Here is a 26835-nt window from a genome sequence, read left to right on the forward strand (position 1 = left end):
TTAAGCGTACCGGTTCCGGTCGTGACACCAAGTACGACGTATCCCCGAAACGTAAAGTCTACAAAGGCGACATTCCTGAGAAGCTCTGGACTACCCAACACGATCTGATCGCATACGCGAACCAGGCTGACGAAACTCGTCTGCTGTCTACGGCTCGCACTATGGGTCGTCTGATTGGTATTGCGGCTCCGGCAGCAACAATGTCCTCTCCGGCCATTTCTTCCGCTGCAAAATCAGCTGCTGCTGAACTGCCAGGCTTTGGCTCTATCACTGGTCATACGGAAGGCGCAGCTGCTGTCGCTACAGCACACACTCCGGCTCCAGAGTCCACCAGCCTGGTTGATGAAGAGATCCTGCGTGCCGCTGAAGCTGAGTTCAAACCGGAAACTAAACCGGAAGAAGTTAAAGCTCCGGAAGCCGCCGCAGCTGCAAGTGCTTCAGCATCTGCTGCCGCTGCATCTGCACCAGCTGACGAAGGTCTCGACGACCTGCTGGCTGAACTGGACGCTCTGTAATCCCATAACGTGACCAGTAAGGCGTCTACGGACGCCTTACTTTTTGGAAGGAGTGTACCGGTGAATTATCTCTTTGTGGACGGTAACAGCCTGGGCTATTACCACCAGCAATCCGACAAATTACACAACGGCGAGATGGAAGTTCAGGCGGCTTTTGGCTTCGTGAAGAACGTTCGTCGTTACGCCTCAATTCTCCATGCCCGCCCAATGATCTTGTGGGATGGATTCAGCGACAAACGTCGCGACTTCTACCCGGAGTACAAAGCGAATCGCGATGACGACCCGGATATGAAGAAGATGAAAGAAGGCTTTGCCATCCAGAAGCCGTACATCTTGAAAATGATGACCGCGCTGGGCGTTAACCAACTCATTGCAAAGGACGCAGAAGCGGACGACCTGGCTGGAATGCTGGTCTCTCGCCTGGCTCCGCAGCCGACCGTCGATCGCATCTACCTGCTGACTGGCGATGGCGACTGGCTCCAGCTGGTTCGCGAGAATGTGAGCTGGGTAAGCCTGCGTGAAGATGCCAAGCACAAGCAGGTGAACTTCGAACAGTTCGCAGAGCTGACCGGTCTGCCAACGCCACGAGCGTTTCTGGAAGCGAAAGCGTTGCAGGGCGATAACTCGGACAACATCAAAGGCGTCGGCGGCATTGGTGATGGTGGCGCGAAAGAGCTGCTTCATGAATGGGGAAGCGTGGCCGCAATGGTACGCGGCATTAACGACGGCTCCATTGTCATCAACAAAGGTCGCTATAAGACGGCATTCAACAAGCTGGCAAAGAACGCCTTCAACGAGAAGACGGGCTGCCGGATGCTCGAAGCCTTTAAGCGCAACATGATGCTGATGAACCTTATCGACACAAAATTCCCACCCAGCGAAATCGAGTCGATTAAAGGCGCACGCGACATGAATGCCTTCGAACAGATGTGTTACGAGCTGAATTTCCGGTCGTTTCTGGAAGATCTGGAAGTGTTTGTTCTGCCATTTGAGAGGTACTGCTGATGCTGAAATCCATCATTAATGGCGGGGCAACTACGCCAACCATGCTGGCTAAAGAGATTGTCTTCTGCCACGGCGAGCACGCTGTGGTGGCGCTGCCGAACATTCTGGGCGCTGCTGGCATTTCTGCTACTGAGCGTGAGTTCGCGCTGGTCAGCGAGCAGGTCGTGAAGATCATCGCTCGCGTCGCCAAACACCTGAACCACGACGCAATCAAGTTTGACGAAGCCGCTGCTTCGAAGCGAATCAACGAATCAAAAGGAGCCTAATCATGGCAAAAGGCAAATCCGCACTGGCACTGGCGCTGAAAAAGAAAATCGGCAGCAATGACGAGATCCAGAAGGTCTCCCACTGGATTGACTCCGGTTTCCCTCCACTGAACAAAGCCATTTCCGGACGTTACGACGGTGGTTTTCCGTGTGGGCGTATCGTTGAAGTCTTCGGGCCACCAAGCGCCGGTAAAACCTTTTTGGCGACGGCTGCAATGGTGTCAGCACAGAAACAGGATGGTCTGGCCGTATTCCTTGACCACGAAAACAGTTTCGACGTTGGTCTGGCGGTAGCGAACGGACTGAACGCCGACGAAGACGACGGTCAGTGGGTCTACAAACAGCCGGATACCTTCGAAGATTCCGTCGAGCTGATCGGCACAATCCTCAAGCTGGTGCGCGACGAAGAGCTTATCCCGGAAACAGCCCCTATCTGCATCGTTGCCGACTCTCTGGCGTCGATGGTTCCGAACTCGAAGGCTGAGAAGTTCGACAAGATGGCAGAAGGCACTGCGAAGGACAAAGATCAGCTGAACATGAACGACAACACGGCGCTGGCGCGCGCGACGAGTGCGAACTTCCCTACTCTGGCGCTTTGGGCGCGTAAGTACAACGCGTGCATCATCTTCTTGAACCAGGTGCGTACCAAAATTGGCGTGATGTTTGGCGATCCGACGACGTCTCCAGGTGGCGACTCTCCGAAGTTCTACGCGTCGGTGCGCATCCGTCTGGGCGCATCCGTTATGAAGGATGGCAAAGAGAAGATCGGACAGGACGTTGGCGCCGAGTGCATTAAAAACAAAGTCGCGCCTCCGTTTGGCAAATGCTCATGGAAATTCTACTTCGACCCGACTCGCGGGCTGGACGTCATCGAATCGCTGGTTGAGTACATGCTGGAGGAAGGATACCTGCCCAAGAACGCCAGCGGGCGTGTGGAAATTGGCGATAAGAAATACACCAAATCGCAGATCGTCGAGATGTACCGCGAGAAGCCACTCCCGGAAATCATCGCAGCACTCCAGGCGATAGACGAACGGCGAGCGAAAGAGTCGTCCCCAGCAGAGACAGAAGAAGCGTAATCACAAGGCGTCCGTTGGACGCCTTTTTATACTTGAAAATATATAAGTACTTACTTATCATTTCTACACCAAAACGACAAAAGGAAACACATGATCAAGGGTTATCTCATGGCTGTTTCAGCGGTGATATCAGTCTGCTTTATCTACGGTTTACTGGTTCCATCGCTTATCTCAGCTAAAAGCGATCTGGCCTTATTTATCGGACTTGCCATCGCTGTAGTCTTCCCGGTTGCCTTGTTAAAAGCTGGCCGCAGGTATATCAACTCACTCAACAAAACTAAGGAGAAGTAAGTAATGAAGAAAGGTTTACTGGCGGTGGCTTTGGCTGCTATTTGCACAATGGGTCTGACCGGCTGCGATCGCGTGGAACCGGGATACGTTGGCATTAAGGTAAACAAATTGGGTGAAGACAAAGGTATCGGTGAAGTTGTCGGCGTTGGCCGTCAGTGGACTGGTCTGAATACCGAGCTGTACACCTTCCCCACTTTCAAACAGATGAAAACCTACGATGAGCCGTTCACATTCCAGATGAGCGACGGTACAGCCATCGGCCACAAAATTGGTGTGGCATATCTGGTTAATCGCGACAAAGTAACTACCGTATTCCAGACCTATCGCAAAGGTGTTGATGACATTACCGACACTGATCTGCGCCAGAAGATTGCGGACTCACTGAACCGTCTGGCCAGCCGCATGACTACCGACACGTTCATCGACGGTGGCAAGGCGTCTCTGCTCGACAATGCGCTGAAAGACATTCAGGCAGAAATGTCACCGGTAGGTATTGAGGTTATTAGCCTGTCATGGGTGGGCAAACCAGACTATCCGGACACTGTCATCGAATCTATCAATGCCAAAGTGACCGCGAACCAGAAAACGCTCCAGCGCCAGCAGGAAGTTGAGCAGCGCAAGGCAGAAGCGAACATGCTGCGTGAACAAGCCGAAGGTGAAGCCGACGCTATCCGCAAGCGTGCTCAAGCAGAAGCTGATGCCATCAAGTTGCGCGGTGAAGCATTACGTCAGAACCCGAACGTCATGGAGCTGGAAGCCATCAACAAATGGAATGGCCAGTTGCCTCAGTACATGACTGAAGGGGCTAATACTCCGTTTATCGCGTTGAAGTAACAGCCTTTTCAAAGATACGGCGTCCACTTGGACGCCTTTTTTATTTCCGTATTATCACCAACAAGAAAACAAATTGGTTACTAATACGGAATTAGCATCCGTAGAAGTACAAAGTGACAACGCCACATAGTTGTTCGGCAACGGATGAGAAGGAGATCGGGAATGAAAAATTACAGCGAGATGACGGACTTTGAGATTAACTGCCTGGTCGCGGAAGCCACCGGCCATCGACCGCTTATCTCACAATATGGCTGGAAAGGCTCACAGGAAGGCGATTACACAGCAGTGGTCGCAATCGGCCCGAACGGAGCCGGAACCTTCGACTGGTGTAACGATCCGGAAGATGCGTGGGACATTATTTATCGACACAGAATCGGCGTAATCCCCGCCAGACAGCCTGGCGAGTGGAGAGCGGCCCACAGAAAGGTGGATAGCTCAACGCCACAACATCTGATCCAGAACCCTAACCCTTTCAGAGCGGCAATGACCGTGTTCCTTTTAATGCAGGAGAAAAAGCGTGAAGAAACTGTATGACGCGGCCAACGCTGCGCTGGATGTAGTGGATACCGAAATTGCCCAGGGCTTCCCGGAGCCAGAATGGGCGACGCAGCTGCGTGAGGCGATTGCAGAGATGAACGCACCGGAACCTTCAGAAGATGAAGCCGACTGGCAGCGTTTCATCAGAATGTACGCGGAAGAGATTGGCCCGACGCCCACCGCTGAACAGGCCATGCTGCTCAAGTACTTCAAGGAGGCTGGAGAGAATCTGCCGGTTGATGATACACCGCACTGGTTTCACGCCGCCTGGCGTAAGTTCGACGTGATCTACACCCGCGGTATGGGAAGTAAAGATATGGTCGTCTGGCATCTGATGCACATCGATAAAGCTGTCGACCGCACGCTGGAGAAGTTCTTTTCACCAGCCTGAACACAATGATTGTGCGCCGCATGGCGCACATTAATATAAATAAGTACTTACCAACAAGGAGAAGACACATGAAGATTTTGGTTCGAATTTCAGCCAGCACCGACTATGACGTTTACCCGCTATTCATGGTCAAGTGCGATGGGCTGAACGATGAAGAAATTCAAGCGGCAATTGAGCGCAATCTCGTTGAGTACACAGGCATTGATGCAGATTCTGTGTATGTCGATGATGACGGTGTTTGTTGGCACAACGGTAGTTGCTGGTACGTCGACGACACGATGCCGGTAAGCGATGAAGACGCGGCTCATCTTGAGCGTATCTTAGGCATCAGCACTTTTGAGTGATATTTACAGCAAAAAATATATAAGTTAGTATCTACCTATCATGAAAACTGTATTAGACACTTTATTACTTATTGTCTCGATAGCTTTTGTGCTCGATTGCATCTTCACCGGAGCAATCCGTAAAGCGCTGGCACCTGTTAATGGCGCGATGGTTAATGCGCTGGCCGTAGTGCTGGTATTCGACTCAGCATTCGGCGTTATCAAAGGAGTCGTGGCATGAAGAAACTAGCCCTGGCTCTGGCGCTGCTCTCCCTCCCTGTCTACGCGGACACGCACGTCTATGAGTGTGAGATGTCAGTGGCCGAAGTGAAAAACGACGTGATCCGCAATGTCGTCAAAGCCAGCTACGGCGCGATGGTTGTGGACAGCGGCGAACAGTTTTATGTTGTTCGCGATGATCGCGTCCTGTCTTCCCCCTATCTCACCAAACGTAACGGCAAACTGTCTGGCGTGGGTGAAGATAAGTTCGTTTACAACAAATCAGGTGATGTCTACGGCGTTCACGCGAAGAACGCCAGCTACCTTTTCGATGACTGCAAGGAGGTTGGTTGATGGCGGTTACACTGGCAGGTCTGGAAATCGAAAAAACAAGTGGCTACTGGCGTGCCAAAGGGTTTAAGCAACCCGGCGTGCTGGAGCGTCTGGAGCGTGAGGACGGTGTCATTGTCCACCAGCGTCGCGAATGGCGCATGTACGATCCGGAAACAGGTAAGCTCACGACGAAGGCCGGGACACTCTGGGGTCTGCTGAAGAAAATCCACTGATGACCCTAACCACTGCGGTGAGTAGCCAGCTCACCGCGTGCGTATCCGGCCCATAACCACTGTAGTGAGTAAAACGCCTGCCGTGACATCCGGTATCCACTGTAGTGAGTAAAGTGGAGATTATCGACGTCGCTATCCACTGTAGGGAGTAAACAGGCGTTCATTCGCAGCAAACAACCACTATAGAGAGTGATGGAATGCGTTCTCCAGCGGGTATCCACTATGGAGAGTAAACCTTCACTGTTTTCAGCGGATATCTACTCACTACAGTGGTTAGTAAATCCGGCCAACCGATTCTGCTCTCCACAGTGGATAGCCAATAACGACGGGAACAACGATAACCACTATAGAGAGTGGATTTAACAAGATACCCAGTGACCACTAACCTCGCAGCCCTTGTTTCATCTAGGTTAGTAACCACTAACATTTATTTCGTTATTTGAGCGCTACTGCCTACAGTGGTTACTCTTCGGTTGTTGTTACTCACTACAGTGGATAGCGGATTTCAGATAAACAAAAGGCTCACTACAGTGGATAGTGAGCCTTTCTACTCTCTACAGTGGTTGGGTTATTTGCGAGCTTTTGCCTTGCGTAGCTCTTCGAGAATCGCCAGTTCTTCCTTGCTCAACATGACCATCTCACCCTCTTTTTCTTCAGGAACAACATCGATAATGTCCTCCTGATCATCACCAGGCAAGATGTCTTCTGGTTCTTCAGGCGCAGCTTTAGTTGGTGGCAGTGCTGGGCGTAATTTCGGCCGCCTATAGTGGATGATGAAGTAGACCGAGCTGCCGCGCTTCACTTCGGTGTAATCGAGATAGCCGATCTCACGCAGCTGCTCCATCGCCTTCCTGACTGTCGCGTTCTGGGTAATGGTGCGGCTGGTTAAGTTAAGTCTGGCGCGTAAGCGAGCCAGCGAGATTGGTGCCGGGTCAGGTGGCAAACTTTCGATGAAGGTGTAGAGCGCCTGCGCGGATTCTTTTCTGGAGAGTTCGTTAATTGCCCGGAGTTGCAGAAGAACCTTTTTGTCGAACTGGTAGAGTTCGAAAATCTTAGGATCAGCCTGCAGCGAGACCGTGTCGTTCTTTGTGCTGTACTTTGCTGTCTGCACAAGGTGCGTCACGTAATACTCATCAGAGCCTTTACTGCGGAATGAGATAGTGTTTGTGGCAATACGAGTTAGAGAACTGTCCAGGCGCTTGCGTAACTTCGCGGACGATCTGGCCGTTGGTATGCCACAGAGCCTGACGAACTCGACGAACGGTAACGTGACGGTGTCGCCAACAACCTTGTGCTTGGCGAACGCGTGGATGATGCCTACCCACGTTTTGAAGTCGTTATCCATATCCAGACGAACGCCGGAGATCCTTATGTCCTCGTACCCTTCGGCTTTGGCCAGAGACAGCTGTTTGAGTTCAGCAGAGGCGTCCATAGAGACCATTTGCCCCTTTCTGCCCCTGGCGGTCGATTTCAGCGTCGGAACGAAGAGACCAAGACGCATCAGAGCAACAGGCTGAACTGTGTTGTTGGTGTTAGGAACTAACGTAACAACTTCACCGGTCTTTTTGTCTGTTTCTGAGAATGCTTCAACGATCGCTATGTTTTTATTGCCGTTTTCGCTCATTCCAAGTGTCTCTTTTTATTCGACCGCTTTGGTGGCCTTTGCTGATTACAGTGGATAGTAGCACTCATCACAGCGGTTATCCTACCGCCTATAGTGGTTTTTCTACTCTCTACAGTGGTTGGCTTGCTCTTCATAGTGGCTGATCTTCTCTCTATAGTGGATATCGATCACCTCTAAGGCCATGTGGCACAACGGTTTGCTGGGTGCGGGGATCTTTTTGGGTCTTTGTGGGTCTCTTTGGTTCTCTTTGGGATCTGAATTACTGGATCGGGCCTGTGTATAAAAATCAGGTAATTGCAAAACCAGCCATCACTCCCCTTCTGGGGATAATGTGTGGTCGAAACAAACACGCCTGAACGCAAAACTTTCAACATCTCTATGAATATCAGCCACCTGACGTAGAAAAACAGGCACTGAGTTATCCAGTTAAGACAATGTATCCTACTCACTACAGTGGATACCGACCACTCTCCAGAGAGGTTGTTTTGCTCTTCATAGCGGTTATTATGCTCTCTACAGAGGTTACTTTCCTCCCCATAGTGGATAGTAAACCCCTCTCAGGCCAGTAACCGCAACGGCTGGAGACGATCGGGGATCTCTTTTGATCTTCTGTAGGATCTCTCTGGGGATCTAATTATTGGATCGGTCCTGTGAATAATGGGTATAAGTAAAACAGGCATTTGCAAACATCGGTGCGCCTTGTCAGTTATCGTTGCCCCGGACAAAACTATTTGAATAAGAATTATGGATCTCAAACGCACGCGCTGGGTTCGCCGTCTTGAAGATGGCTCCTACACCATTGAATCGAACACTAGCCTGAACAAACAGAAGTTGCTCTGCGACCTGTGCGGCATTGCGTCGAAGTGCCCGATTAACGAAACCCGGCTCAAACTCCACGACGCCGGGGCGCACTTCCACCTGAACAGCTGCATACGTTACGTGCCACTGCTGGCATTTCGTAAACCGATCATCGGATTAGACGCACCCTACTTCAACACATTCCGCTCTGGCGTAACATGGCGAGACCGGGTCGAACCTGGCAAGCTCGTTTGTCTGGTTGAGGCTGATACTGGAAATATCATCCGGTTCGGGAGAGTCGATAAGGTCTACTCCGGCCCGGTGGATGAGATGCTGCGGAAACACAGCCGGTTTAACCATCTCTGCATGGGTGGAGAGAAGATCGAGAAGGTTGGCGAAGTGATCCGCAAATCCTACGGACACTTCCTGAACGACGACAGCCTTCTTACGGCCATCTACATTCGCCATGTCGATCGGGAGTTCGATACGGAGTATCACAGTGCTGAAGAGTTGAATCTTGTCGACCCTCGCCCAAAAGCTGGGGTAATCGACATCAGCGTAGCGCGTCAGAAGCCCCCTGAGACGTTTTAAACGTAAACTCATGGTTTTACCGGGGCATAAAATATGGTGTCTTAGAAAGACACTGAGAGCTTTAGGGATTAATACATGAGTGAATTTTATTCAAGGGCAGCAACTGTGGCAGACATGCCATTTATCATGGGTGAGTTCGAAGACGGCGCACGCAAGGGTCACTTCTACGAAGAGATCCTCACATCAAAGGGTGGTAAAACCTTTGAGAAGCAGACCAGGCTGGCCATCCAGACGAACGAGCAGGGCCAATACTCCGGGCATTATATCTACATCCTGCTGCGCCGTTCTGATGACAAAAAAGCAGGGCTAATCTGGTTCTGTGCCGCACTCGATCCAACCGGTGCGCCACGACTTGAACTCCGTGCCGTCAGTATCGTCAAAGAGCTGCGCGGGAAAGGCTATGGGTCAATGCTGGTGTCCGACATGATCGATTCAAACCCGAGCCAGCCGATGATGGCGAAGTGCTACGTCAAATCCTCGCAAATGGCCGACATGCTAAAACGCAGAGGTTTTCACCTTTTCGACACGTCCCCCAAAGGCACGCAGATGCTGTTTCGCGATCCGAAGTAATAAGCCCCCATACGGTTGAGATATTGTCATCACCATAAAAATAAGTAGGTATTTACTTATATATTTTGTCATAATCGTGTGCCTGTAGATTTTCTTCTGTGCCGTGTTGTCTGGGTTGCTCGCCTCTCAAGCACGCTTAACATCTGTATCAAAATAACCACAAAGGAAAAGACACATGACATTGCCATACGGGGTGATATCAGATCCCCATTATCATCGTTGGGATGCTTTTGCGACAACAAACGCTGACGGGCTGAACTCTCGACTGGAGATCCAACTGGACGCCACGAAAGAAGCAGCCAAAGCCATGAAAGCTGCGGGCTGTAAGTACATGCTGGTGGCTGGTGATACTTTCCATGTTCGTGGTGCTATATCACCTTCCGTCCTGCATTTCGTGACTGAAACTTACGAGTGGATCATCAAAGAGTTGGGCCTCGAAGTGGTAATGCTGGCCGGCAACCACGACCTCGAAACCAACGATTCCGTATACAGCGCCAATGCAGCGGCCTCTCTGCGCTCAATCGGTGTGGAAATCGTCTGCGGCAAACGTCCCCATTCCATCAAAATGGGCGACGTTACCGTCCACTTGATTAGCTGGCGTAACAACCACGCAGAGCTTATCAGCGACCTCAAAACACTGCGTTCCGGGCTTGATGGCGACAACCACGATGTTGTTGTGCATACCTCGATCAACAAAGCGATCCCCACCATGCCTGATGTCGGCATCGACGCACAGGAACTGAAAGATATCGGCTTCCGTTTGTTGCTGTCCGGACACTACCACAACCACAAAGAAGTGCTGCCTGGAGTGGTTAGCATCGGGGCGCTGACGCACCAGAATTGGGGCGATGTTGGCTCTCTGGCTGGCTTCATGATCGTCAACCCTGACGGCACATTCACCCACCACGAAACCTCCGCACCCAAGTTCGTCAACCTTGAGGACGATGTGGAAGACGACCAAATTCGCGGTAACTACGTGCGCTTCCGTGCCGTTGTGGAGAGCGATGAAGAGGGCATCAAAATCCAGAACGTCCTGAAAACAATGGGCGCGAAGGGTGTCGTCTGCAACTTCATCCGCAAGGCATCGATGATGGAAGGCACTGCCAGTACTGCGGAGACCAGCAAAATAGACAGCCTGGGCGAGTCCGTCGCGGCGTACTGCAAGATCGTTCACGACACTGACGGCGGCTTCGACCTGAGCAAGCTGGACATGCTGTGTCAGGAGATCCTGACCGAAGCGGAGAGTGCGGAGGCAATGTGAGTACGAGCCATTCTGGGAGCTTTCGGGACTTCATCTCCACGATGAAAAGACTTGAACGAGGCCAGACGGTGATGTTCCACAAGCCCTACCCACCCAACGGAAACCCTGTGGCGTTTTATCTGGGAAGACTGAGCAAACAAGGCGTACTGAAACGCCGATCTTTCCCAGCCCACACGGAGTTTCAACTGCGAAAAGGCCAGCATTTGAATCAAAAAGTTAGAGGCATTGTATGAAATTTCTAAAGCTCCAGGTTGAGAACTTCATGGCGTTAGCCAGCGCCGAAGTTGAGTTAGACCAACGCGGTCTGGTGCTCATTCAGGGGGTTAACAGTGGCGACTCTTCCGCTGCCAGCAATGGCGCGGGCAAATCGACTTTGATGAACAGCCTGATGTGGTGTCTGTATGGCGAAACTGCGCATGGCGTCAAAGGTGACGACGTGCTCTCTACAGGCCACGAGAAAAACTGTCGCGTGATGGTGACTGTTGAGGATGAAGGAAAGCGTTACGCCATCATTCGCCACCGCAAACACAAAGAGTTCAAGAACCGGCTGATCGTTCGTGGCGAAGACGGTGATATGACCAAAGGCAAAGACACACTGACGCAGGAGTTCGTTGAACGCCTGATTGGTGCATCGAAAGAGGTGTTCATGGCGTCCATCTACGCCAGTCAGGAAGCAATGCCTGATCTGCCGGGTATGTCCGACAAGAACCTCAAAACCATCGTTGAAGAAGCCGCTGGCGTCGACCGGTTAACGCGAGCCTATGCCATTGCTCGCGAGCGTGCTAATGCAGCTGCCGCACGCATGGATGTTACCAAATCCAAAATGGACGCCTGTCTCACGCTTATCGAGACCGCGCAGTCAGAGATTGAGGCGGCCAAAGCGTCCTCTGATAGTTGGGAGCGCGATCGCGGCGAACGTCTGGACAAGGCCCGCGTCGATTTGGCTGGCGCGGAGGTAACGCTGTCTGAAGTCGTGATGGAAATTCGCTCGCTGCCGGAACAGATCCGGGATACGGAAAACGCGATTGCTGGCGAACGCAGCAAGCTGGCCTCCAAAGAAGAGCATGACGCCAAACTGCTGAAGGTGCGCGGTGCGATTACGGAGATCCGCTCAAGCATCCGCACTTCAGAAGCGGCACAGAACGAGTCCATGAACCGTGCTCGCTCGTTTAAAACCAAAGCAGAAGAGGTCAACACAAAGGTCGGAGCACCTTGTGTTACGTGCGGAAAGCCCTACTGCGAAGAAGATTTGTCCACCGTGAAGGAGAGTTTCATTGAACAAGCGCGTAATGAGATCGGCCAGGCGCAGGCATCAGCAGCGGCAGTGGCTCAACACAAAGCTCGTCTTGAGAAAGCGCTCGGCATCGAGTCTGCACTGGTCGCAGCCACACCCGACGTCTCAGAAATCATCGCCAGAATCGAACGCCTGACCAATGAGCTAAGTGCGCTGCGTCATCGAGAACGTGAAGTTGTGGCCGTCGAAGCGATGGTGGCGCGGGCGCGTACTGACGTGAATCGCATCATGGCAGAGGTAAACCCATTTCTGGCTGTCATTAAGCGCCATGAAGACAACCTGGCTGCCAATAAATCTAATCATGCAGTACTTAAAAAAGAGTTAAAAAGCATTCAGGAACAGGCTCTGTTGCTGGAGAAAGCTCGCCAGGTTTACTCCCCAGCAGGCGTGCGTTCACACATCCTGACGTCTGTTACGCCTTTCCTGAACATCAGGACTGCGGAGTATCTCAACACGCTGTCGGACGGCAATATCGTTGCCGAATGGTCGACAATGGAGACAACGAAGAAAGGCGAGTATCGCGACAAATTCAATATCAGCGTAACCAAAACAGGCTCCAGCAAATCCTTCCAGACGTTGTCTGGTGGCGAGAAGCGTAAGGTACGCATTGCGTGCTCTCTTGCCTTGCAGGATCTGGTTGCCAGTCGCGCCAGTAAGAATATCGAGCTGTTTATCGGCGATGAAATTGACGACGCGCTCGACACTGCCGGTCTGGAGCGTCTCATGGGGATTCTGGAAGCCAAAGCGCGTGAACGCGGCACAGTGATGATCATCTCCCACAAAGAGATGAAATCGTGGTTCCGGGAAACCATCACAGTCGAAGTCAAAGAGGGTCGCAGCTATGTCGTTTAACTTGAGCCGCACGCAGTTTTTGCAGATGTTTGCCGTGATGCAGTCTATAAAGCTGATAAACCACCATACGGCAAAAGCAGCTGCGCCTGCACTTTTGTGGAAAAACGAAAACATCAATGACGACCAGTTCTCGGTATTAACCAGTCTGTTGTCATCGACTCCGTTGATGCCGAGTTTGTCTATGCTGCCGTCAGGAAGCACTGCGCCGATCCTTATTAATCCATTTACGGAAGGTGGATATCTCCCACATTCTGGGCCGGGGTTCGTTGTGATTCCTGAAACCGGAACGCTGAACATCCAAGAAAATGCGCTCTTCAATGCGATGGAGACGCACATCAGCACCGCATTCACTAATCTGATTCGACACGCTAACGCACGCGCGGATCACGTTGCAATGCCTGGTGCTGCTTTCGCCAGCTTCTCTGTTGACTATGACCGACACGCGCCAATTTCAAAGCGGGCGAAACTCTGCTTTTACGAGGAGGGATGTGAAGTAGCGGTTATTGAAGTTCTTCTCCCCCATGTATTCAGCGCGAATGAAACGGCTGCACGCCATCTGATCGACATCATGCGGCATTTCATCGGCCAGAGCATGATTGATGCAGATATTGCTGCAGGCGTTCTAACCAACGATAGCATTCATGTTGTTAGCGACATTCCGAAGCCGCCAACTCGCGAGCCGGAGAAGACACTTGAACAGAAACTAATGGAATGCCCAACCTGGGCTACGTGGTAAGGAGACCAAAAATGAGTAAAACCATTCGTGTGGTCGGCGTCGACCCTTCAATGAGCAATTTTGGCCTGGCGATTGGCACGCTGGATCTGGAAACGGATAAGCTGGACATTCATGGCCTGACATTGGTGGAAACCAAAGCTGGTGGAAACAAGAAGACGGTTCGCGTTAACAGCGACGATCTGCGCCGCGCTAACGAAATCTGGCGTACCGCCAAGCCCATAATCGAGCAGGCTCATATGGTGTTTTGCGAGTTGCCGGTTGGTAGCCAGTCCAGTCGCGCACAAACCTCATACGGCATCTGCATTGGTGTACTGGCGTGCGTGGATAAGCCACTGATACAGGTCACGCCAAACGAGATTAAGCACTATGTCGGGAATAAGCTGACCACGTCGAAGGAAGAGATCATTCAGTGGGCTACGCAGAAGCAGCCAAACGCCCCGTGGTTGCGCCGGAAGCAATCTGGTAAGGAAGTGCTGGTGAATAAAAACGAGCACCTTGCGGACGCTGTCGCGTCGATTTACACCGGTATGCAAACAGATCAATTCCGTCAGGTTCGCGATGTTCTTGCAGGAATTTTATAAGTCGGTAATTGATAGGTAAGTACTTATCTATTAACATGAGGCCACTATATTTAGTGGCCTTTTTTATTGGGTGATACATGATAAGCATCGTAAAACGTAACGGTTCCACTGAGCCGTTGTCAGAGGAAAAATACAACCGCGTTGTGATGTGGGGAGTCGAAAACATTCGCAACGTTAGCGCGTCTGCTGTCGCTATGGGCGCTGCTGCCAGCATTTTCGACGGAATGACCACCTGCCAGCTGCATGAGGCGCTGGTGAAGTCCGCTGCCGATCTGATCTCTCCGGAAACCCCGAACTACTCGCAGGTTGCCGCGCGACTGAGCCTGTTCAAGATCCGCAAGGACGCCTTCGGCCAGTATGACTACCCGAATTTCTACAATCACATCGTCAGCAACGTCAGTCGTGGCGTTTACGATGAAGACCTTCTCAAGTACTACTCTCAGGAAGAAATTGCCGAGCTGGGCGTGTACATCAAGCCTAAGCGCGACGAATACTTCGGCTATGCCGCCACCGTGCAGCTGGCGAGCAAGTATCTCGTTCAAAACCGTGTAACTGGCGCTATCTACGAAGGGCCACAGCAACTCTACATGCTGGTCGGCATGTGCCTGTTCCAGAATTGGGAAGATGGCTGCGCCGGTAAGACGCGTCTGGAGATGGTTAAGGGCTTCTACGATGTGACCAGTACATTCAAGCTGTCTCTGCCAACGCCAATTATGGCCGGCGTGCGCACCCCTACTCGCCAGTTCTCCAGCTGCGTGCTGATTGAAGCTGCTGATAGTCTGAAAGGTATTAGCGCTGCGTCTTCCGCAATCATCGACTACGTGTCACGTCGCGCGGGCATTGGTATTGGTTTTGGGCGTCTGCGTGCGCTGGGCAGTGAGATCCGCAATGGCGAGGCCACCCACACTGGCGTTATTCCATTCCTGAAACACTTCCAGACAGCTGTGAAATCCTGCTCTCAGGGCGGTGTTCGCGGCGGCGCTGCTACAGCGTTCTATCCGATCTGGCACTTGGAAGTTGAAAGTCTGCTGGTACTGAAAAACAACCGTGGCATTGAAGAGAACCGCGTTCGTCATCTCGACTATGGCGTGATGATTAACCGTCTGATGTATCGCCGCCTGGTGCGCAACGAAAATATTACGCTGTTCAGCCCACACGATGTGCCGGGCCTGTACGACGCGTTCTTTGTTGATCAGGACAAGTTCGAAGAGCTGTACCTGAAGTACGAAGCCGACGAGAGCATTCGTAAGAAATCTATCCCGGCCGTCGACCTGTTCTCTACGCTGATGCAGGAGCGTGCCTCCACTGGTCGTGTTTATATTGCCAACGTCGACCACATGAACGATCACGGCGCATTCGTTCCGGAAATTGCACCGGTACACCAGTCCAATCTCTGCATGGAGATCACGCTACCGACCAAGCCACTGGCGTTCACTGACGATCCGAACGGGGAAATCGCGCTTTGCACTCTGTCTGCGTTTAACCTGGGTGCGATCCGCACGTTGGACTCACTGAAAGACGTGGCGTTCTACGCTGTGGCGGCACTGGACTCTCTGCTCGACTATCAGGACTACCCGATGGCTGCTGCAGAAATCCCGGCTAAAGCTCGTCGTAGTCTGGGTATTGGTGTGACCAACTTTGCCTACTATCTGGCGAAGAACGGCTTTAACTACTCTGACGCTGCGGGCAACCAGCTGGTGCATGAGACCTTCGAAGCCATTCAGTACTACCTGCTCGATGCGAGCTGCCGACTGGCTGAAGCGAAAGGTGCATGTGACTGGTTCTCCCACACCAAATATGCACAGGGCCAGCTGCCAGTCGACCACTATCGCAAAACGCTGGATACCAACCCGGAGACCTCTTTCGAGCTGAAAATGCCGTGGGAAGAACTGCGTGGCCGTATCCGTGAGCATGGTCTGCGTAACTCCACTCTTACAGCGCAAATGCCGTGTGAGACGTCCAGCCAGATCACCAACTCCACCAATGGTATTGAGCCGCCACGCGGCCCGGTGTCCGTGAAGTCTTCCAAAGACGGCATCGTGAAGATGGTCGTTCCGGACTTCGCGCAACTGAAAGACCAGTACGAGTACCTGTGGGATATGCCGGATAACCGCGGCTATCTGACTAAGGTGGCCATTATTCAGAAGTTCTTCGATCAGGCCATCTCTGCGAACACCAACTACGACCCGACTCGCTTCCCTGGCGATAAGGTTCCAATGATGAAGCTGCTGGAAGACCTGCTGTTTGCGTATCAGCAAGGTGTGAAGACGCTTTATTACCACAACACGCGTGATGGCGCTGGTAAGCGTGATGACGACGATCAGGTGTCAGAACCTTCCGCTGCGGAGGTTGTTGAGCCAGAAGATGAGTGCGATGGCGCGTGCAAAATCTGATGAGCGTGGGGAGAAATCCCCACCTTTTCATTGAGTTGAGCACCTTGTTTAAACCAATAAGATAACAATTTGTTTAAAGCCACTCGATAACATTCAGAGGGAAACACATGACTTATTCTACTTTCCGTTTGGGCGCTAACGACGCAACGAAGGAACCTATGTTCCTCGGCCAGTCTGTCAACGTAGCACGCTACGATCAGCAAAAGTACCGTGACTTCGAAAAGCTGATTGAGAAACAACTCTCGTTCTTCTGGCGCCCTGAAGAAGTCGACATTACCACTGACCGCATCGACTTCAATACCAAGCTGCAAGAGCACGAACGCCATATTTTTCTGAGCAACCTGCGTTACCAGACGCTGTTGGATTCCGTTCAGGGTCGCAGTCCAAACGCAACACTGCTGCCGCTGATCTCCATTCCTGAGCTGGAGACATGGGTTGAGACCTGGTCGTTCTCTGAGACGATTCACAGCCGCAGCTATACCCACATTATCCGCGGTATGGTGGATGACCCGAGCATCGTTTTCGACGGCATCGTCACGGACGAAGAGATCATCAGCCGGGCTGTAAGCATCTCAAGCGAATATGACAGGCTGTACGAAATGACCTGCGCTCGCCAGCATCTTGGCGAAGACGAATTTGAACGGCTGTATGTCAGCGAGTTTGATGGCAAGCCCTACCCTCTCCAGCGCCAGCTGTTCCGAACACTGGTGTCGGTGAATGCACTGGAGGCGATTCGCTTCTACGTGAGCTTTGCGTGTACGTTCGCCTTTGGTGAGCGGAAGCTGCTGGAGGGCAACACGAAGATCATGCGCTTTATCGCGCGTGACGAGGCTTTGCATTGCGAAGGTACTGAACGCATGATCCGCTTTATGCGTACCGGTCGTGAAGGTCTGATGTGGAAGATGATTGCCGCAGAAGAAGAGAGCTTCATCTATCAGACCATGATGGACGTGGCCGGGCAGGAAATGCGCTGGGCTGACTATCTGTTTAAAGACGGCTCAATGATTGGCTTGAATGCCGACATCCTCAAAAGCTATGTGAAATACCGCACCAACCTGGCAATGCGTCGTCTTGGGCTGCGACCGCTGTTCCCGGAAATCAAAGACGATCCACTGGTATGGATGAATAAATGGCTGCTGTCAGACACCCTGCAGATCGCTCCGCAGGAAGCTGAACAAAGCAACTACCTCGTTGGCCAGATTGACTCCGCTGTCGATCGCTCCGGCCTGAGCCAGTTCGCAGACCTTTAAGCCGAGTTTAACCACTTTGTGGCCTGGCGCTGCTGGGTCACAATTGACGTATCAAATGAAGTCCAAAGGAAAGAAAGAAGACATGAAATTTACGAAACTGACCGATCATCTGAAACTTGCCGCAGACAAACTCGTGGGATTTAAGCCAGAGCCTTACGAGTTGAATCCCGGTTTTGGCAAGGCAACGGAAAGCATCTACCTGATGGTTGACCAGTTCCACACACTGTTTCAGCACCCACGCCGTGCCATTCCAGATCCTGCACTACTGCGTCTGCGTGCCAAGCTGATCCACGAAGAAGCTGTTACCGAGGGCATCCCGGCAGCTAAAAACGGGGACATGACGGCGCTGCTGGATGCGATGGCTGACTTCCTTTACGTGGGCGTCGGCACAATGGTGGCCATCAAAGGCGGTATCTCTACAGGCATGAGCTACTACACCCAAGAGCAGAGTGTTGATCGCTTCATCCACACCATCATGGTTCCAGGCAACACGGTCTTTGACGACATGGCTATCCCGTTTGAAGAAGCAAAAGAAGCTGCATTAATGCTGAATGCGCTGGCTGACAAACTCGAAGCGAAGCCGATTAGCGATTCCGAATTGGTGCAGGAGCTGCGCCGCGTGATGAATAAAATCTACGTTGCCTGCATGATGACCTACCGCCTGGCTGATTTTCTCGGTATCGATATTGTTGAGCTGGTGGCAGAAATCCATCGTTCCAACATGACCAAGCTGTGGCCGGCTGACGCCGAAGAGCGTCGTGTGGCGGTAGAGAATTGCAAATACGACAAGGGAGATCTGGGCTTCCGCCACGCTGAAGGGACTGACATGATGATTGGCTTCAGAGTTTCTGATGGCAAGATCCTCAAATCCCCAACCTACAGCGATGTGGATCTGACTCGCTTTGTTGAGAAGGCGAAAACCTCATCTCTTTACGAGATGGTAAAAAAATAATTGTAAGTATCTACTTATCATTATATATTGCCTGGGCGTGTTTTATTGTCCAAGTTCTTAATTGCTCATTGCAATGGTGGCCTAAGAGCCACCATTTTTTTTACTCCCCTCCTAGTCTTACACACTTCTGACAGATAAACTTGTATAAAATAATATGTATGTACTTACTTATCTTGTGTGAGGTTGATTTTGTCTATCCTACTGAATCGAGACTTTACGAACGGTCAGTTTGCCAGTGGTTCGTATGCCAAAGTGGTTGAAACGGTGCTCAACACTGGCGTTCACGCGGGTGATCGCACCGGAACCGGCACAAAAAGCGTTTCATATGTCCCTTCCTACTACATGCTAACGGGCGGCTCTGTTCCACTTATCTCCGGAAAAGCCGTCAACCTGAAGCCGTTACTGGTTGAGCTGGAGTGGTATCTCAAAGGAACGGGCAACATCCAGTTCCTGAAAGACAATGGCGTCAAAATCTGGGATGCCTGGGCTGATGAAAATGGCGATTTAGGCCCGGTCTATGGCAAACAATGGCGTCGGTGGGAAGATACCCGCATCGTGAGCCATAGCGAGTATTTGAGCAAAATCGACACGTTCCGTGAGCGCGGGTACAAGGTCGAGGGGTATCTGGGCGTAAGTGAAGATCGCGTTGTGTTGTCCCGTGAAATCGACCAGCTACAGCGTATCGTTCACACGCTTCGCACCAACCCGACAGATCGTCGCATCCTGCTGAATGCCTGGAATGTTGGCGAACTGGAAGACATGAAGTTGCCGCCATGCCATTTCGTGTTTTCACTGTGGAGTCGCGAGCTGGACTTTGAGACCCGACTGACGATGGCCACCGACATTGGCATTCAGCACAACCGCCACGGCCACGAGTCCATTTACACCCAGATGCTGTGTCTTCTGGAAAGAGATGGCGGCATTACTGAGAACATGCTGGACGAGCTGGGCATCCCGAAACGCATTCTGAACTCATGCCTGGTGCAGCGCAGCGTCGATACCTTTGTTGGTATGCCGTTCAACATCGCCGGTTACGGCATTCTCACCCACTTCCTCGCGAAGATCACCGGCCACATGGCTGGCGCATTCGTGCATTTTGGCTTTGACGTTCATCTCTACGACAACCACATGGAAGGCGTTGAGGAGCTGATGAAGCGCGAGCCGCCCAAAGAGTCCGACCCGGTTGTCATTTTTCCGCATGAATGGGCCGAACTGGACGACTTCAAATGGGAAGGTGTGCAGGTGTGCGGCTACAGACCTCTTCCGTGGATCAAGGTTCCAGTGGCGGTGTGATATGGCCAGAGGGATGTATGTGTTGTGTGAAATTGAGGGTGTGCTGGCGAGAGCCAGCCATCGCAAAGCAGTGTCTGATGCGGATGCAGGCGCTCTCATTGCCGGTGATGAACTCATCTTTCCCACCAGCCGCATGTTGCGTGGTTTTGCTCGCTCCGGTGCTGAAGTGGTGCTTATCAGTAGTCGTCCGGAAGCGCTCGAAGGCCCAACCAAACGCTGGCTGAAGGACTTCGGCATTGATTATGACTGGCTCCATCTGGTTCCGCGCGGTGTCAGTTTTGAAACCCATATCAAGCGCACGCTGGCAGAGCACAAAGGCGACTTACTTATCGCCGCACTGGTTCATGATCCGCGTCTGCGTTCTGCGCTGGCAGATTCTCACCAGCGACCAACCATCTATGAGGTAAGCCAATGAAGATGATTGCAGCTGTCGGCCGCAACTATGAAATCGGCATTGGCAACGAACTTCCCTGGCGTTGCCCGACCGATCTGAAACTGTTCAAACAACTCACCAAAAACGCCACTGTCGTGATGGGACGCAAGACGATGGAAAGTCTCAAGCGCCCGCTGCCAGAGCGCCATAACCTCGTTTTGACGCGCTCTCGTGGGTATATCCCCAATGGGTTCTACCCCGCTGGCATCGATGACGTTTTGAGACTGCCAGATCCGGTCTGGGTGATTGGTGGCGGGCAGATTTACTCGCTCTTTATGCCACACGTAGAAGAGATCTGGCTGTCGCATATTGGCGTGGATGTGCCGGGCGCGGATGCGTTCTTCCCGGCGCCAATGATGCGTTCTTTAGGGTTCGTACCAGTCGAAACGGCTTATACCCAACGTGCAAATGAGGATGAGCCTGGCTTTTTGCAGATCGTATACAGAAGGTCGTAATGGATTACCGGATTGGAATCACTGGCGCACAGGGCAGTGGAAAAACAACCCTGGCAAGGTACATCGATGCGCATTATGGCATTCCGTATGTGGATGCCGGCGTTGGCAAGCTGATGAGCAGTCTGGGGGTGAAGGTTGGCGAGCGTTTGCCCCTTTACGAACGTCTTCAGGTTCAGATGGAGATTGCCAGACACATCGAGATGATCACCCGCGGCGTTGAAGGTTTTGTTATCGACCGCACGCCAGCCGATGTCATGGCTTATACGCTTGACCTGGTCGGCCAGACCAACGAAGACCGCTGCATCGAGCTGGCTCTCGACATTGAGCAGTTTTGCCACAAAGCGGCCATTTCCAACTTCAATGCTATCGCGGGTCTTCGCCCGGGCGTTGAGCTTTCCAGCAAAGATCTCGCGCGTCCCCAGCGAGGATCGCTTGACCGTCTCTATGTTGCTCGCATCGATGCACTTATGTGCGGTGAGCTGACGAAAATCAACACGCTTCCCCAAACCGGCGATCTGCAGGTGTTCGTTATTTCTGAAAAGTGCCGCACGGTTGAAGCGCGAGCCAGATCGGTATTGCGAGTGCTGGACAGAGCCGCTGAAAACATCGAGCGCCGTATAACAGGACGAGTGACCTTCCACTGAATGTTGCTCCCCTGTTGGGCAGTGTGACAATAAGACACGCGAAATGAATCGAGGAAAAACAGAATGATAGACGAACTTCCCCTCTCGGATGAATTAGATCGTAAAGCGATTGAAGCACTGATCCGCATTGCTGACGAACAATCCCGCTCTTTGATGAGTGAACGTGAAGCACGTCTGGCTATCCGCGCAGTGTTTGAGTCCGTTCAAGGACTTGTTGGGGAAGAGGTTGGCGAAGCCATCAATGTGGCGATGTCGCAGTTCAATGGCGGCACCAAGCGCCCTCTGTTTCCTATGCACCTCAAACTCTCAGGCGGTACGGTTCTGTACGTGTCCGTTTGCCTGGAGACCAACCAAATCCAGATCCTCAACACATCAACGGGCGAATGGCGCGAGCCGGTCGTCTGCGAAAGTGGCGAGGACGCACTGAAAAAGGCTGCTCAGTTTGTGCGTGGCGCACTGCTGAAAGGCGCGAAGAAGCTGTAAGGAGTACGAATGACCACGATTGTCGGTGGCGTCGATATTGAGTCCACAGGGCTGGACTTCACATCCGGCCACAAAATTATCGAAATCGCGATAACCCGTTATGAACTGGAAACCCAGAAGCACATCGACAGCCTTGAGATGCGCTTCAACCCGCGTCGCAGTATCGATCCGAAGGCGCAGGCAGTGCATGGCATTTCACTGGAAGATCTGGCGACGGAACCGCTACTGGCTGACCACGCAGGCAAGATTGCTGCGTACATGGGCGCATGTAGCGCGTTAGTCGCCCATAACGGAGAGGCTTTTGACCTTCCGTTCATTCGCCACGAGTTCGGTAGCTATGGGGTGAAATTGCCAGATATCCCTCTGGTTGACTCCATGCTGGATGGCTTGTGGGCTACCGAGGATGGGAAGCGCCCACGCCTGGAAGAGCTGGCGTTCTCACTTGGGTTCACTTACGACCGTGAGAAGGCCCACAGCGCTCTCTACGATACTGACCTGATGATGCAGTGTTTCTTCAAAGCCCGAGAGAAATACGGCTTCTTCAAACTCCCATTCGAAAGCGCCTGATGGCGCTTTTTCTTTGCCTTCAGTTCTTCTAACTGCCTGTAATTATGACTTTTCCGCCTGATAGGTTTTGCCAGAATACGCTCAACCAAAACGCGGAAACGCACCAACGAAAACATAAGGAGTTAAAAATGAGCGCAGTTACAAACACTGTTAAAAACGATGACCTGGACGAACTGACTGCAATGTTGCAATCTCTCGACGAACCAGTGCAGAAAGCTGCGAAAATGAGCGGCGTCGACGAGATCGACGATCTTCTCTCTGGTCTGGATGATGCAATCGCAAAACCAGTCGAGGCGGTGGCGGATGAAGTCATGAATGCCAGCTCTACCGGCGATCTGAGTAGCGTTCTGGAAGAGCTTGAGATTGAGCACGAATCGGTGAAGGTCGAGGAACCAGAGCGTGACCTTGTTGCGGAGATAGTGAACGAGCCAGCGCCTGAACTTGACGCTCGAAGTACTGAGACTACCGGTACAGATCCAACCCCTTTACCTTCAGTGGCGTCAGAGCCTAAACCTGAAGAAGAGCAGCCAAAACGCCAGAAGGCAAAATCAGAGCGTACCCCTGCCAAACCTCGCTTCACGCTGGAAGGTAAGGACGAATCGTTCTATGCGACAGCCGGTCTGGAAAGTGAGAGCTTTACTGCCGCATTCGAAGGGGCGCCAGTCAAAGCGAAAGACAAGATCTTAAACCTTTTGAACTGGTTTAGTGGTGGGCCGGAAATCAGCGTCTACACGGTAATCGCAATGCGCCATATCCTTGACGCGAACACGGCGACCAGCAATAGCATTAAACTGGCGCTAATGAGCAACCCGGAGAAACCATATCCGCTCAACACCGCTTCGACTCAGGCTGGCCAGATGATGGCTGTGTTTCCAGCTACTGGCATTGCCACCAGGGAAGGTGGAAATCTAAGCCTTAATAAAGAGTCGCCGATCGTCAAAAAATTCATAGCGGAGTATTCCATTGGATGATGTTCCCCTACCCGATCTAAAGCCCCCTGAGAGCTTTAGGACGCTGGGTAAGCTAATTGCATACCCAGCATCGATAAAACGCGCCAGAGAGCTTCCCGTTTGCGAATCTGGCGCGTTCTTCTTTGTTTGCTATCCGTTGGATTAAATGAAAAAATAGGTAAGTATTTACCTATCAGAGCAAAATAATGATCGCAGCCGAAAAAATCAAAAAGCGAGAGCGTGATGCCTCTCTTCGCGACCTTTGGCGCACACCGCAGTGGTTGTTTGTCGCCATCCAACGTTACATAGGCGTAAAGTTCGATGTGGACGTCGCCTGCAACAAAGATAACGCTCTCCTGCCGAACTTTATCGGTGTTGAGCGTGATGCGCTCAAGTGCAGCTGGGGAGAACCTGGCACTGTGGCGTTCCTTAACCCGCCCTACTCCAAAATCACCCCCTGGATAGACGCAGCCATCCGCGAGCAGGCGCGTGGAGTGACGACGGTCATGTTGATACCACAATCCCTCGATACGCAGTGGTACGAGCGTGCGGCTGAATGCGCCAACGAAACCGTCATCTTGTCTGGCGGCCGCGTGGCGTTCGTTGAGCCAGATGTTGAACTTGGGCTGGTGGAGGTGAACATCAACCCTGGTGGCAGCATGTTGCTTATCTTCCGTGGCTACTGTCAGGAAGCTGGGCACACCATCAGCAAGATACCGCTGGCGGTGATGAAAAAGCTGGGTGGTTATGATCCTGCCAATGTTGTCAGGAAGAAGAGACCACGTAAAAAGGCAGCGTAAACACCAGTCTGGGAGTTAGTTTGAGAACCTGCTTCCGTATATATAAATAACTAAGTACTAATTATTAATATATACAGACGCAGGCTTTTTAAGACGTGATTTCCAAACAACTCCCAGACCGTTTTACACCTCCAGAACCCACTGGAACCCCTCTTCAGACGCTTTAGAATCGATTTTATGAACCACAGTAAGGAAAACTATCATGGTATACCCGACGAACGTCGTAGCGCTCGTTGAGAGCGATTTTCTGGCCAAAGTGCGCGACATGATGAAAGATCGCGATAAGGCTTTCAGTCTCTACGAATGGTCGCTCAAATGTCTTCATTCAGGCGAGCACAAAGAGCTGGTGGAGCAGCTGTTAGGGGAACTCATCAATGAGGTGTTTGCCCTGAACGTCCAGCTTCATGGTCGAGAAAATAATCAATCAAAATAATCGGTAAGTACTTACCATTTAAAACGCAGATCGCCAGTGATAAAATCTACCCGCTTTCCGGATTGATTCCGGCAGCTCGACCTGATGGGTGGGGGATAGCGTCACTGGCGTCAGGTTTAAAAAGCTCACTACCAGCGTAGAACCGGCACCGTTTAGGGGTTGGGGAAGGGGGAACCAAAGTGGGCAGAGAGAAGGGTCACTTTATGATTGTCGAGTCTGGAGTGTTTCGAGAGGTTGAATCCAGTACTCCCCTTCATAAAGTGTGGGAAGATCTCGGTTCTGGGGTGCTGTCATCCATAACTTCCCAAGCCTAAGCTGGCAGTAGACTTAGGTCATAACTTTTCAGGTTATGTAACGACCAGGTTGGTGAGGAAATTTTGTACTCACCTCCCTGGGAGAGTATTACCTGAAAAGACAACCTCTCACTTCGTTCGAGGTGAACTTCACTCACTTCGTTCGTTCAGTTCAGGTTTTATTAAAACCTGTTCTGGGAAGTAAGTTTTTCTTTTCTAAAAATTTTTAATATTTACACGCACGCGTGCGCACACGCGCGAGGGAAAAAAAATCGTCGCGGCGCGCGATTCTGGAGCCAAAATGACGACCAAGACCCCAGCCCGGCAACATACTGGCTGCCGCACGAAGTCCAAAGCCAGATACCAAACCCACCAGCAATCCCGTACCAACTTCAAAACCCCCGTAGTCGAGTTCAATCCCCAGCTCAAAACCGTAAAAGTATTCAGTGATGGCTCTTGCCTCAAAAATCCGGGCGGGCCTGGCGGTTACGGCATCGTTCTCCAGTATCGAGGTGAAGAGCGCGAGCTTTCTGAGGGTTTCCACAGCACGACCAACAATCGGATGGAGATGATGGGCGCCCTGATTGCGCTGGAGCGTCTGAAGTACCCCTGCAATGTGATCCTGCATTCCGACAGCCAGTATCTTAAAAACGGCATGACGCTCTGGATGAAAGGCTGGAAGCGTAACGGATGGATCACGTCTGAGAAGAAGCCAGTCAAAAACGTCGATCTCTGGAAACGTCTCGATGCGGCCGCCAGCCGTCACAATGTCCGCTGGAAGTGGGTTAAAGGTCATGCCGGTCATCGCGAGAACGAAATGTGTGACCGCCTGGCGAAGATCGCCGCCTACTCCGCAGCTGATATGCCTCACAAGCGTGACATTGGATTTTTGTCACAAAATGATAGGTAAGTATTTACCTATCATTTTAAATCAGGTATCTTACCGTTCGTCAGGATGACGAAGTACCGGTTAGGTACTGTTCCAGGATGGAACGCCAAAAGGCGGCTGGCTTGGCCAGCCGCAACTCTTTCTGACACTGAATGGAATCCAAATGGCACGTCAAACGCCTTTCACTTCTTTCAATAAACGTCCCCGTTCAATTCGCCTGGTTCTGACCGAGCTGTTTAGCGGTCGTGTTTCTGCACGCCTTGCGGAACTGGAAGAACGAGTGTTTGAGCTGGAGAAGCGCATTGATGCGCAAGCTACCGCCATAGCAAATCTGGGTGCGACAGTAGGCATGGAGAAGGTGCGTGATTCCGTCGCCTCTCGTGTGTTGCGTGAATCCCAGACGCACAAGGACAGTTCTCATGGAAAATTTTCAACGAAATCGACTGAAGCCAATGGCCTACGGAGTAATTTTAGCAACCCTGGCAGCGGTAGCCGTACCAGCCGGTCAGAGTCTGTTGATACCGGACACAACTACTTCCACCACAACCTTGCAGACGACACCCCTGCCAGAACGACCTCCTGTCTCTCTGGATGGGATGCTGTTGGACACGATTCCAACTCGACCTGCAATTCCGGATCTTCCTTCTGCTGTGACTGAGGCTATTGC

At 51.9% G+C, this 26835-nt stretch carries 33 protein-coding genes and 2 pseudogenes; 34 read left to right on the top strand and 1 reads right to left on the bottom strand.

From position 1 onward, the window contains the following. The 13 genes and pseudogenes from BH712_RS23895 to BH712_RS24965 all read left to right on the top strand — a co-directional run. Positions 1 to 515, top strand: a pseudogene (locus BH712_RS23895) (regulator); the annotation flags it as partial. A 60-nt stretch (positions 516 to 575) separates the two neighbouring features. Next, a complete protein-coding gene (locus BH712_RS23900; RefSeq protein WP_032666374.1) occupies positions 576 to 1520 on the top strand; it encodes a 5'-3' exonuclease family protein in 945 nt (314 codons plus the stop codon). Then, positions 1520 to 1786 carry a hypothetical protein gene (locus BH712_RS23905; protein WP_000920226.1) on the top strand — a complete coding sequence of 89 codons (267 nt, stop codon included), beginning with the start codon at positions 1520 to 1522 and terminating at the stop codon, positions 1784 to 1786. Before BH712_RS23900 ends, BH712_RS23905 begins: the two co-directional genes overlap by 1 nt. Positions 1787 to 1788: 2 nt before the next feature. After that, a complete protein-coding gene (locus tag BH712_RS23910) occupies positions 1789 to 2865 on the top strand; it encodes a recombinase RecA (RefSeq protein WP_001051805.1) in 1077 nt (358 codons plus the stop codon). 90 nt (positions 2866 to 2955) lie between these two features. Further along, the gene (locus BH712_RS23915; protein WP_000589750.1) at positions 2956 to 3156 is read left to right on the top strand and encodes a hypothetical protein; all 201 of its coding nucleotides are present in this window, start codon (positions 2956 to 2958) and stop codon (positions 3154 to 3156) included. 3 nt (positions 3157 to 3159) lie between these two features. Beyond that, positions 3160 to 3990, top strand: a complete 831-nt coding sequence (locus BH712_RS23920) for an SPFH domain-containing protein (protein WP_004110049.1) — start codon at positions 3160 to 3162, stop codon at positions 3988 to 3990. A gap of 162 nt (positions 3991 to 4152) precedes the next feature. Beyond that, the gene (locus tag BH712_RS23925; protein ID WP_004110046.1) at positions 4153 to 4524 is read left to right on the top strand and encodes a DUF2591 domain-containing protein; all 372 of its coding nucleotides are present in this window, start codon (positions 4153 to 4155) and stop codon (positions 4522 to 4524) included. Then, on the top strand, positions 4508 to 4918 hold the full coding sequence (locus BH712_RS23930; protein WP_006812560.1) for a DUF7238 family protein: 411 nt from the start codon (positions 4508 to 4510) through the stop codon (positions 4916 to 4918). The genes BH712_RS23925 and BH712_RS23930 overlap by 17 nt, the downstream gene beginning before the upstream one ends. A 68-nt stretch (positions 4919 to 4986) precedes the next feature. Then, on the top strand, positions 4987 to 5262 hold the full coding sequence (locus BH712_RS23935) for a hypothetical protein (protein WP_032666376.1): 276 nt from the start codon (positions 4987 to 4989) through the stop codon (positions 5260 to 5262). 88 nt (positions 5263 to 5350) lie between these two features. After that, positions 5351 to 5482 (top strand): hypothetical protein, encoded by a 132-nt coding sequence (locus BH712_RS25275; RefSeq protein WP_255248576.1) that lies wholly within the window; start codon positions 5351 to 5353, stop codon positions 5480 to 5482. Beyond that, positions 5479 to 5814 carry a hypothetical protein gene (locus BH712_RS23945; protein WP_004110033.1) on the top strand — a complete coding sequence of 112 codons (336 nt, stop codon included), beginning with the start codon at positions 5479 to 5481 and terminating at the stop codon, positions 5812 to 5814. The genes BH712_RS25275 and BH712_RS23945 overlap by 4 nt, the downstream gene beginning before the upstream one ends. Next, a complete protein-coding gene (locus BH712_RS23950) occupies positions 5814 to 6026 on the top strand; it encodes a hypothetical protein (protein WP_006812558.1) in 213 nt (70 codons plus the stop codon). Before BH712_RS23945 ends, BH712_RS23950 begins: the two co-directional genes overlap by 1 nt. A 222-nt stretch (positions 6027 to 6248) precedes the next feature. Then, positions 6249 to 6389: a hypothetical protein gene (locus BH712_RS24965; protein ID WP_154080930.1), complete on the top strand. Its 141-nt coding sequence runs from the start codon at positions 6249 to 6251 to the stop codon at positions 6387 to 6389. A 205-nt stretch (positions 6390 to 6594) separates the two neighbouring features. On the opposite strand, the gene repA is transcribed toward BH712_RS24965, so the two are convergent. Next, positions 6595 to 7650 (bottom strand): replication protein RepA, encoded by a 1056-nt coding sequence (gene repA, locus BH712_RS23960; RefSeq protein WP_001293470.1) that lies wholly within the window; start codon positions 7648 to 7650, stop codon positions 6595 to 6597. Between the two features lie 744 nt (positions 7651 to 8394). Here repA and BH712_RS23965 point away from each other — a divergent pair. From BH712_RS23965 to BH712_RS24065, 21 genes and pseudogenes are all read left to right on the top strand, one after another. Next, positions 8395 to 9039, top strand: a complete 645-nt coding sequence (locus BH712_RS23965; protein ID WP_006812555.1) for a hypothetical protein — start codon at positions 8395 to 8397, stop codon at positions 9037 to 9039. A 114-nt stretch (positions 9040 to 9153) separates the two neighbouring features. Then, a complete protein-coding gene (locus BH712_RS23970) occupies positions 9154 to 9609 on the top strand; it encodes a GNAT family N-acetyltransferase (RefSeq protein ID WP_223831801.1) in 456 nt (151 codons plus the stop codon). A 175-nt stretch (positions 9610 to 9784) separates the two neighbouring features. Further along, the gene (locus BH712_RS23975) at positions 9785 to 10870 is read left to right on the top strand and encodes a metallophosphoesterase family protein (protein WP_006812554.1); all 1086 of its coding nucleotides are present in this window, start codon (positions 9785 to 9787) and stop codon (positions 10868 to 10870) included. Then, entirely contained in the window at positions 10867 to 11103 is a 237-nt protein-coding gene (locus BH712_RS25315) for a hypothetical protein (RefSeq protein ID WP_000107766.1), read from the top strand. Before BH712_RS23975 ends, BH712_RS25315 begins: the two co-directional genes overlap by 4 nt. Continuing rightward, positions 11100 to 13016: an AAA family ATPase gene (locus BH712_RS23985; protein WP_006812553.1), complete on the top strand. Its 1917-nt coding sequence runs from the start codon at positions 11100 to 11102 to the stop codon at positions 13014 to 13016. The genes BH712_RS25315 and BH712_RS23985 overlap by 4 nt, the downstream gene beginning before the upstream one ends. Next, on the top strand, positions 13006 to 13752 hold the full coding sequence (locus tag BH712_RS23990) for a hypothetical protein (protein WP_006812552.1): 747 nt from the start codon (positions 13006 to 13008) through the stop codon (positions 13750 to 13752). The genes BH712_RS23985 and BH712_RS23990 overlap by 11 nt, the downstream gene beginning before the upstream one ends. An 11-nt stretch (positions 13753 to 13763) precedes the next feature. Further along, positions 13764 to 14333, top strand: coding sequence for a RuvC family protein (locus BH712_RS23995; RefSeq protein WP_002214145.1), 570 nt, complete (start codon positions 13764 to 13766; stop codon positions 14331 to 14333). A 77-nt stretch (positions 14334 to 14410) separates the two neighbouring features. After that, positions 14411 to 16726: a class 1a ribonucleoside-diphosphate reductase subunit alpha gene (nrdA, locus tag BH712_RS24000; protein ID WP_006812551.1), complete on the top strand. Its 2316-nt coding sequence runs from the start codon at positions 14411 to 14413 to the stop codon at positions 16724 to 16726. Between the two features lie 107 nt (positions 16727 to 16833). Next, positions 16834 to 17976 carry a class Ia ribonucleoside-diphosphate reductase subunit beta gene (nrdB, locus tag BH712_RS24005; RefSeq protein WP_002231164.1) on the top strand — a complete coding sequence of 381 codons (1143 nt, stop codon included), beginning with the start codon at positions 16834 to 16836 and terminating at the stop codon, positions 17974 to 17976. A gap of 82 nt (positions 17977 to 18058) precedes the next feature. Beyond that, the gene (locus BH712_RS24010; RefSeq protein ID WP_032666380.1) at positions 18059 to 18928 is read left to right on the top strand and encodes a pyrophosphohydrolase domain-containing protein; all 870 of its coding nucleotides are present in this window, start codon (positions 18059 to 18061) and stop codon (positions 18926 to 18928) included. 189 nt (positions 18929 to 19117) lie between these two features. After that, positions 19118 to 20221 carry a thymidylate synthase gene (locus BH712_RS24015; RefSeq protein ID WP_032666381.1) on the top strand — a complete coding sequence of 368 codons (1104 nt, stop codon included), beginning with the start codon at positions 19118 to 19120 and terminating at the stop codon, positions 20219 to 20221. A gap of 19 nt (positions 20222 to 20240) precedes the next feature. Further along, the gene (locus BH712_RS24020; protein WP_160859100.1) at positions 20241 to 20636 is read left to right on the top strand and encodes an HAD family hydrolase; all 396 of its coding nucleotides are present in this window, start codon (positions 20241 to 20243) and stop codon (positions 20634 to 20636) included. After that, positions 20633 to 21109, top strand: a complete 477-nt coding sequence (gene dfrA51 / locus BH712_RS24025; protein ID WP_000781812.1) for a trimethoprim-resistant dihydrofolate reductase DfrA51 — start codon at positions 20633 to 20635, stop codon at positions 21107 to 21109. The genes BH712_RS24020 and dfrA51 overlap by 4 nt, the downstream gene beginning before the upstream one ends. After that, the gene (locus BH712_RS24030) at positions 21109 to 21753 is read left to right on the top strand and encodes an AAA family ATPase (protein ID WP_000386471.1); all 645 of its coding nucleotides are present in this window, start codon (positions 21109 to 21111) and stop codon (positions 21751 to 21753) included. The genes dfrA51 and BH712_RS24030 overlap by 1 nt, the downstream gene beginning before the upstream one ends. Before the next feature lie 63 nt (positions 21754 to 21816). Further along, positions 21817 to 22236, top strand: coding sequence for a hypothetical protein (locus BH712_RS24035; RefSeq protein WP_004109992.1), 420 nt, complete (start codon positions 21817 to 21819; stop codon positions 22234 to 22236). A gap of 9 nt (positions 22237 to 22245) precedes the next feature. After that, entirely contained in the window at positions 22246 to 22803 is a 558-nt protein-coding gene (locus BH712_RS24040; RefSeq protein ID WP_000208226.1) for a 3'-5' exonuclease, read from the top strand. 128 nt (positions 22804 to 22931) lie between these two features. After that, a complete protein-coding gene (locus tag BH712_RS24045; RefSeq protein WP_032666382.1) occupies positions 22932 to 23774 on the top strand; it encodes a hypothetical protein in 843 nt (280 codons plus the stop codon). Positions 23775 to 23959: 185 nt separating this feature from the next. Beyond that, positions 23960 to 24553: a phage N-6-adenine-methyltransferase gene (locus BH712_RS24050; protein WP_004109976.1), complete on the top strand. Its 594-nt coding sequence runs from the start codon at positions 23960 to 23962 to the stop codon at positions 24551 to 24553. Between the two features lie 202 nt (positions 24554 to 24755). Beyond that, on the top strand, positions 24756 to 24986 hold the full coding sequence (locus BH712_RS24055; protein WP_000262979.1) for a hypothetical protein: 231 nt from the start codon (positions 24756 to 24758) through the stop codon (positions 24984 to 24986). A 524-nt stretch (positions 24987 to 25510) separates the two neighbouring features. Continuing rightward, positions 25511 to 26189, top strand: a pseudogene (rnhA, locus tag BH712_RS24060) (ribonuclease HI). A 142-nt stretch (positions 26190 to 26331) separates the two neighbouring features. Further along, complete coding sequence (locus BH712_RS24065) at positions 26332 to 26826, top strand: hypothetical protein (RefSeq protein WP_032666383.1); 495 nt, start codon at positions 26332 to 26334, stop codon at positions 26824 to 26826. Positions 26827 to 26835: the final 9 nt, after the last annotated feature.

The organism is Enterobacter hormaechei ATCC 49162, assembly GCF_001875655.1.
GTDB lineage: Bacteria > Pseudomonadota > Gammaproteobacteria > Enterobacterales > Enterobacteriaceae > Enterobacter > Enterobacter hormaechei.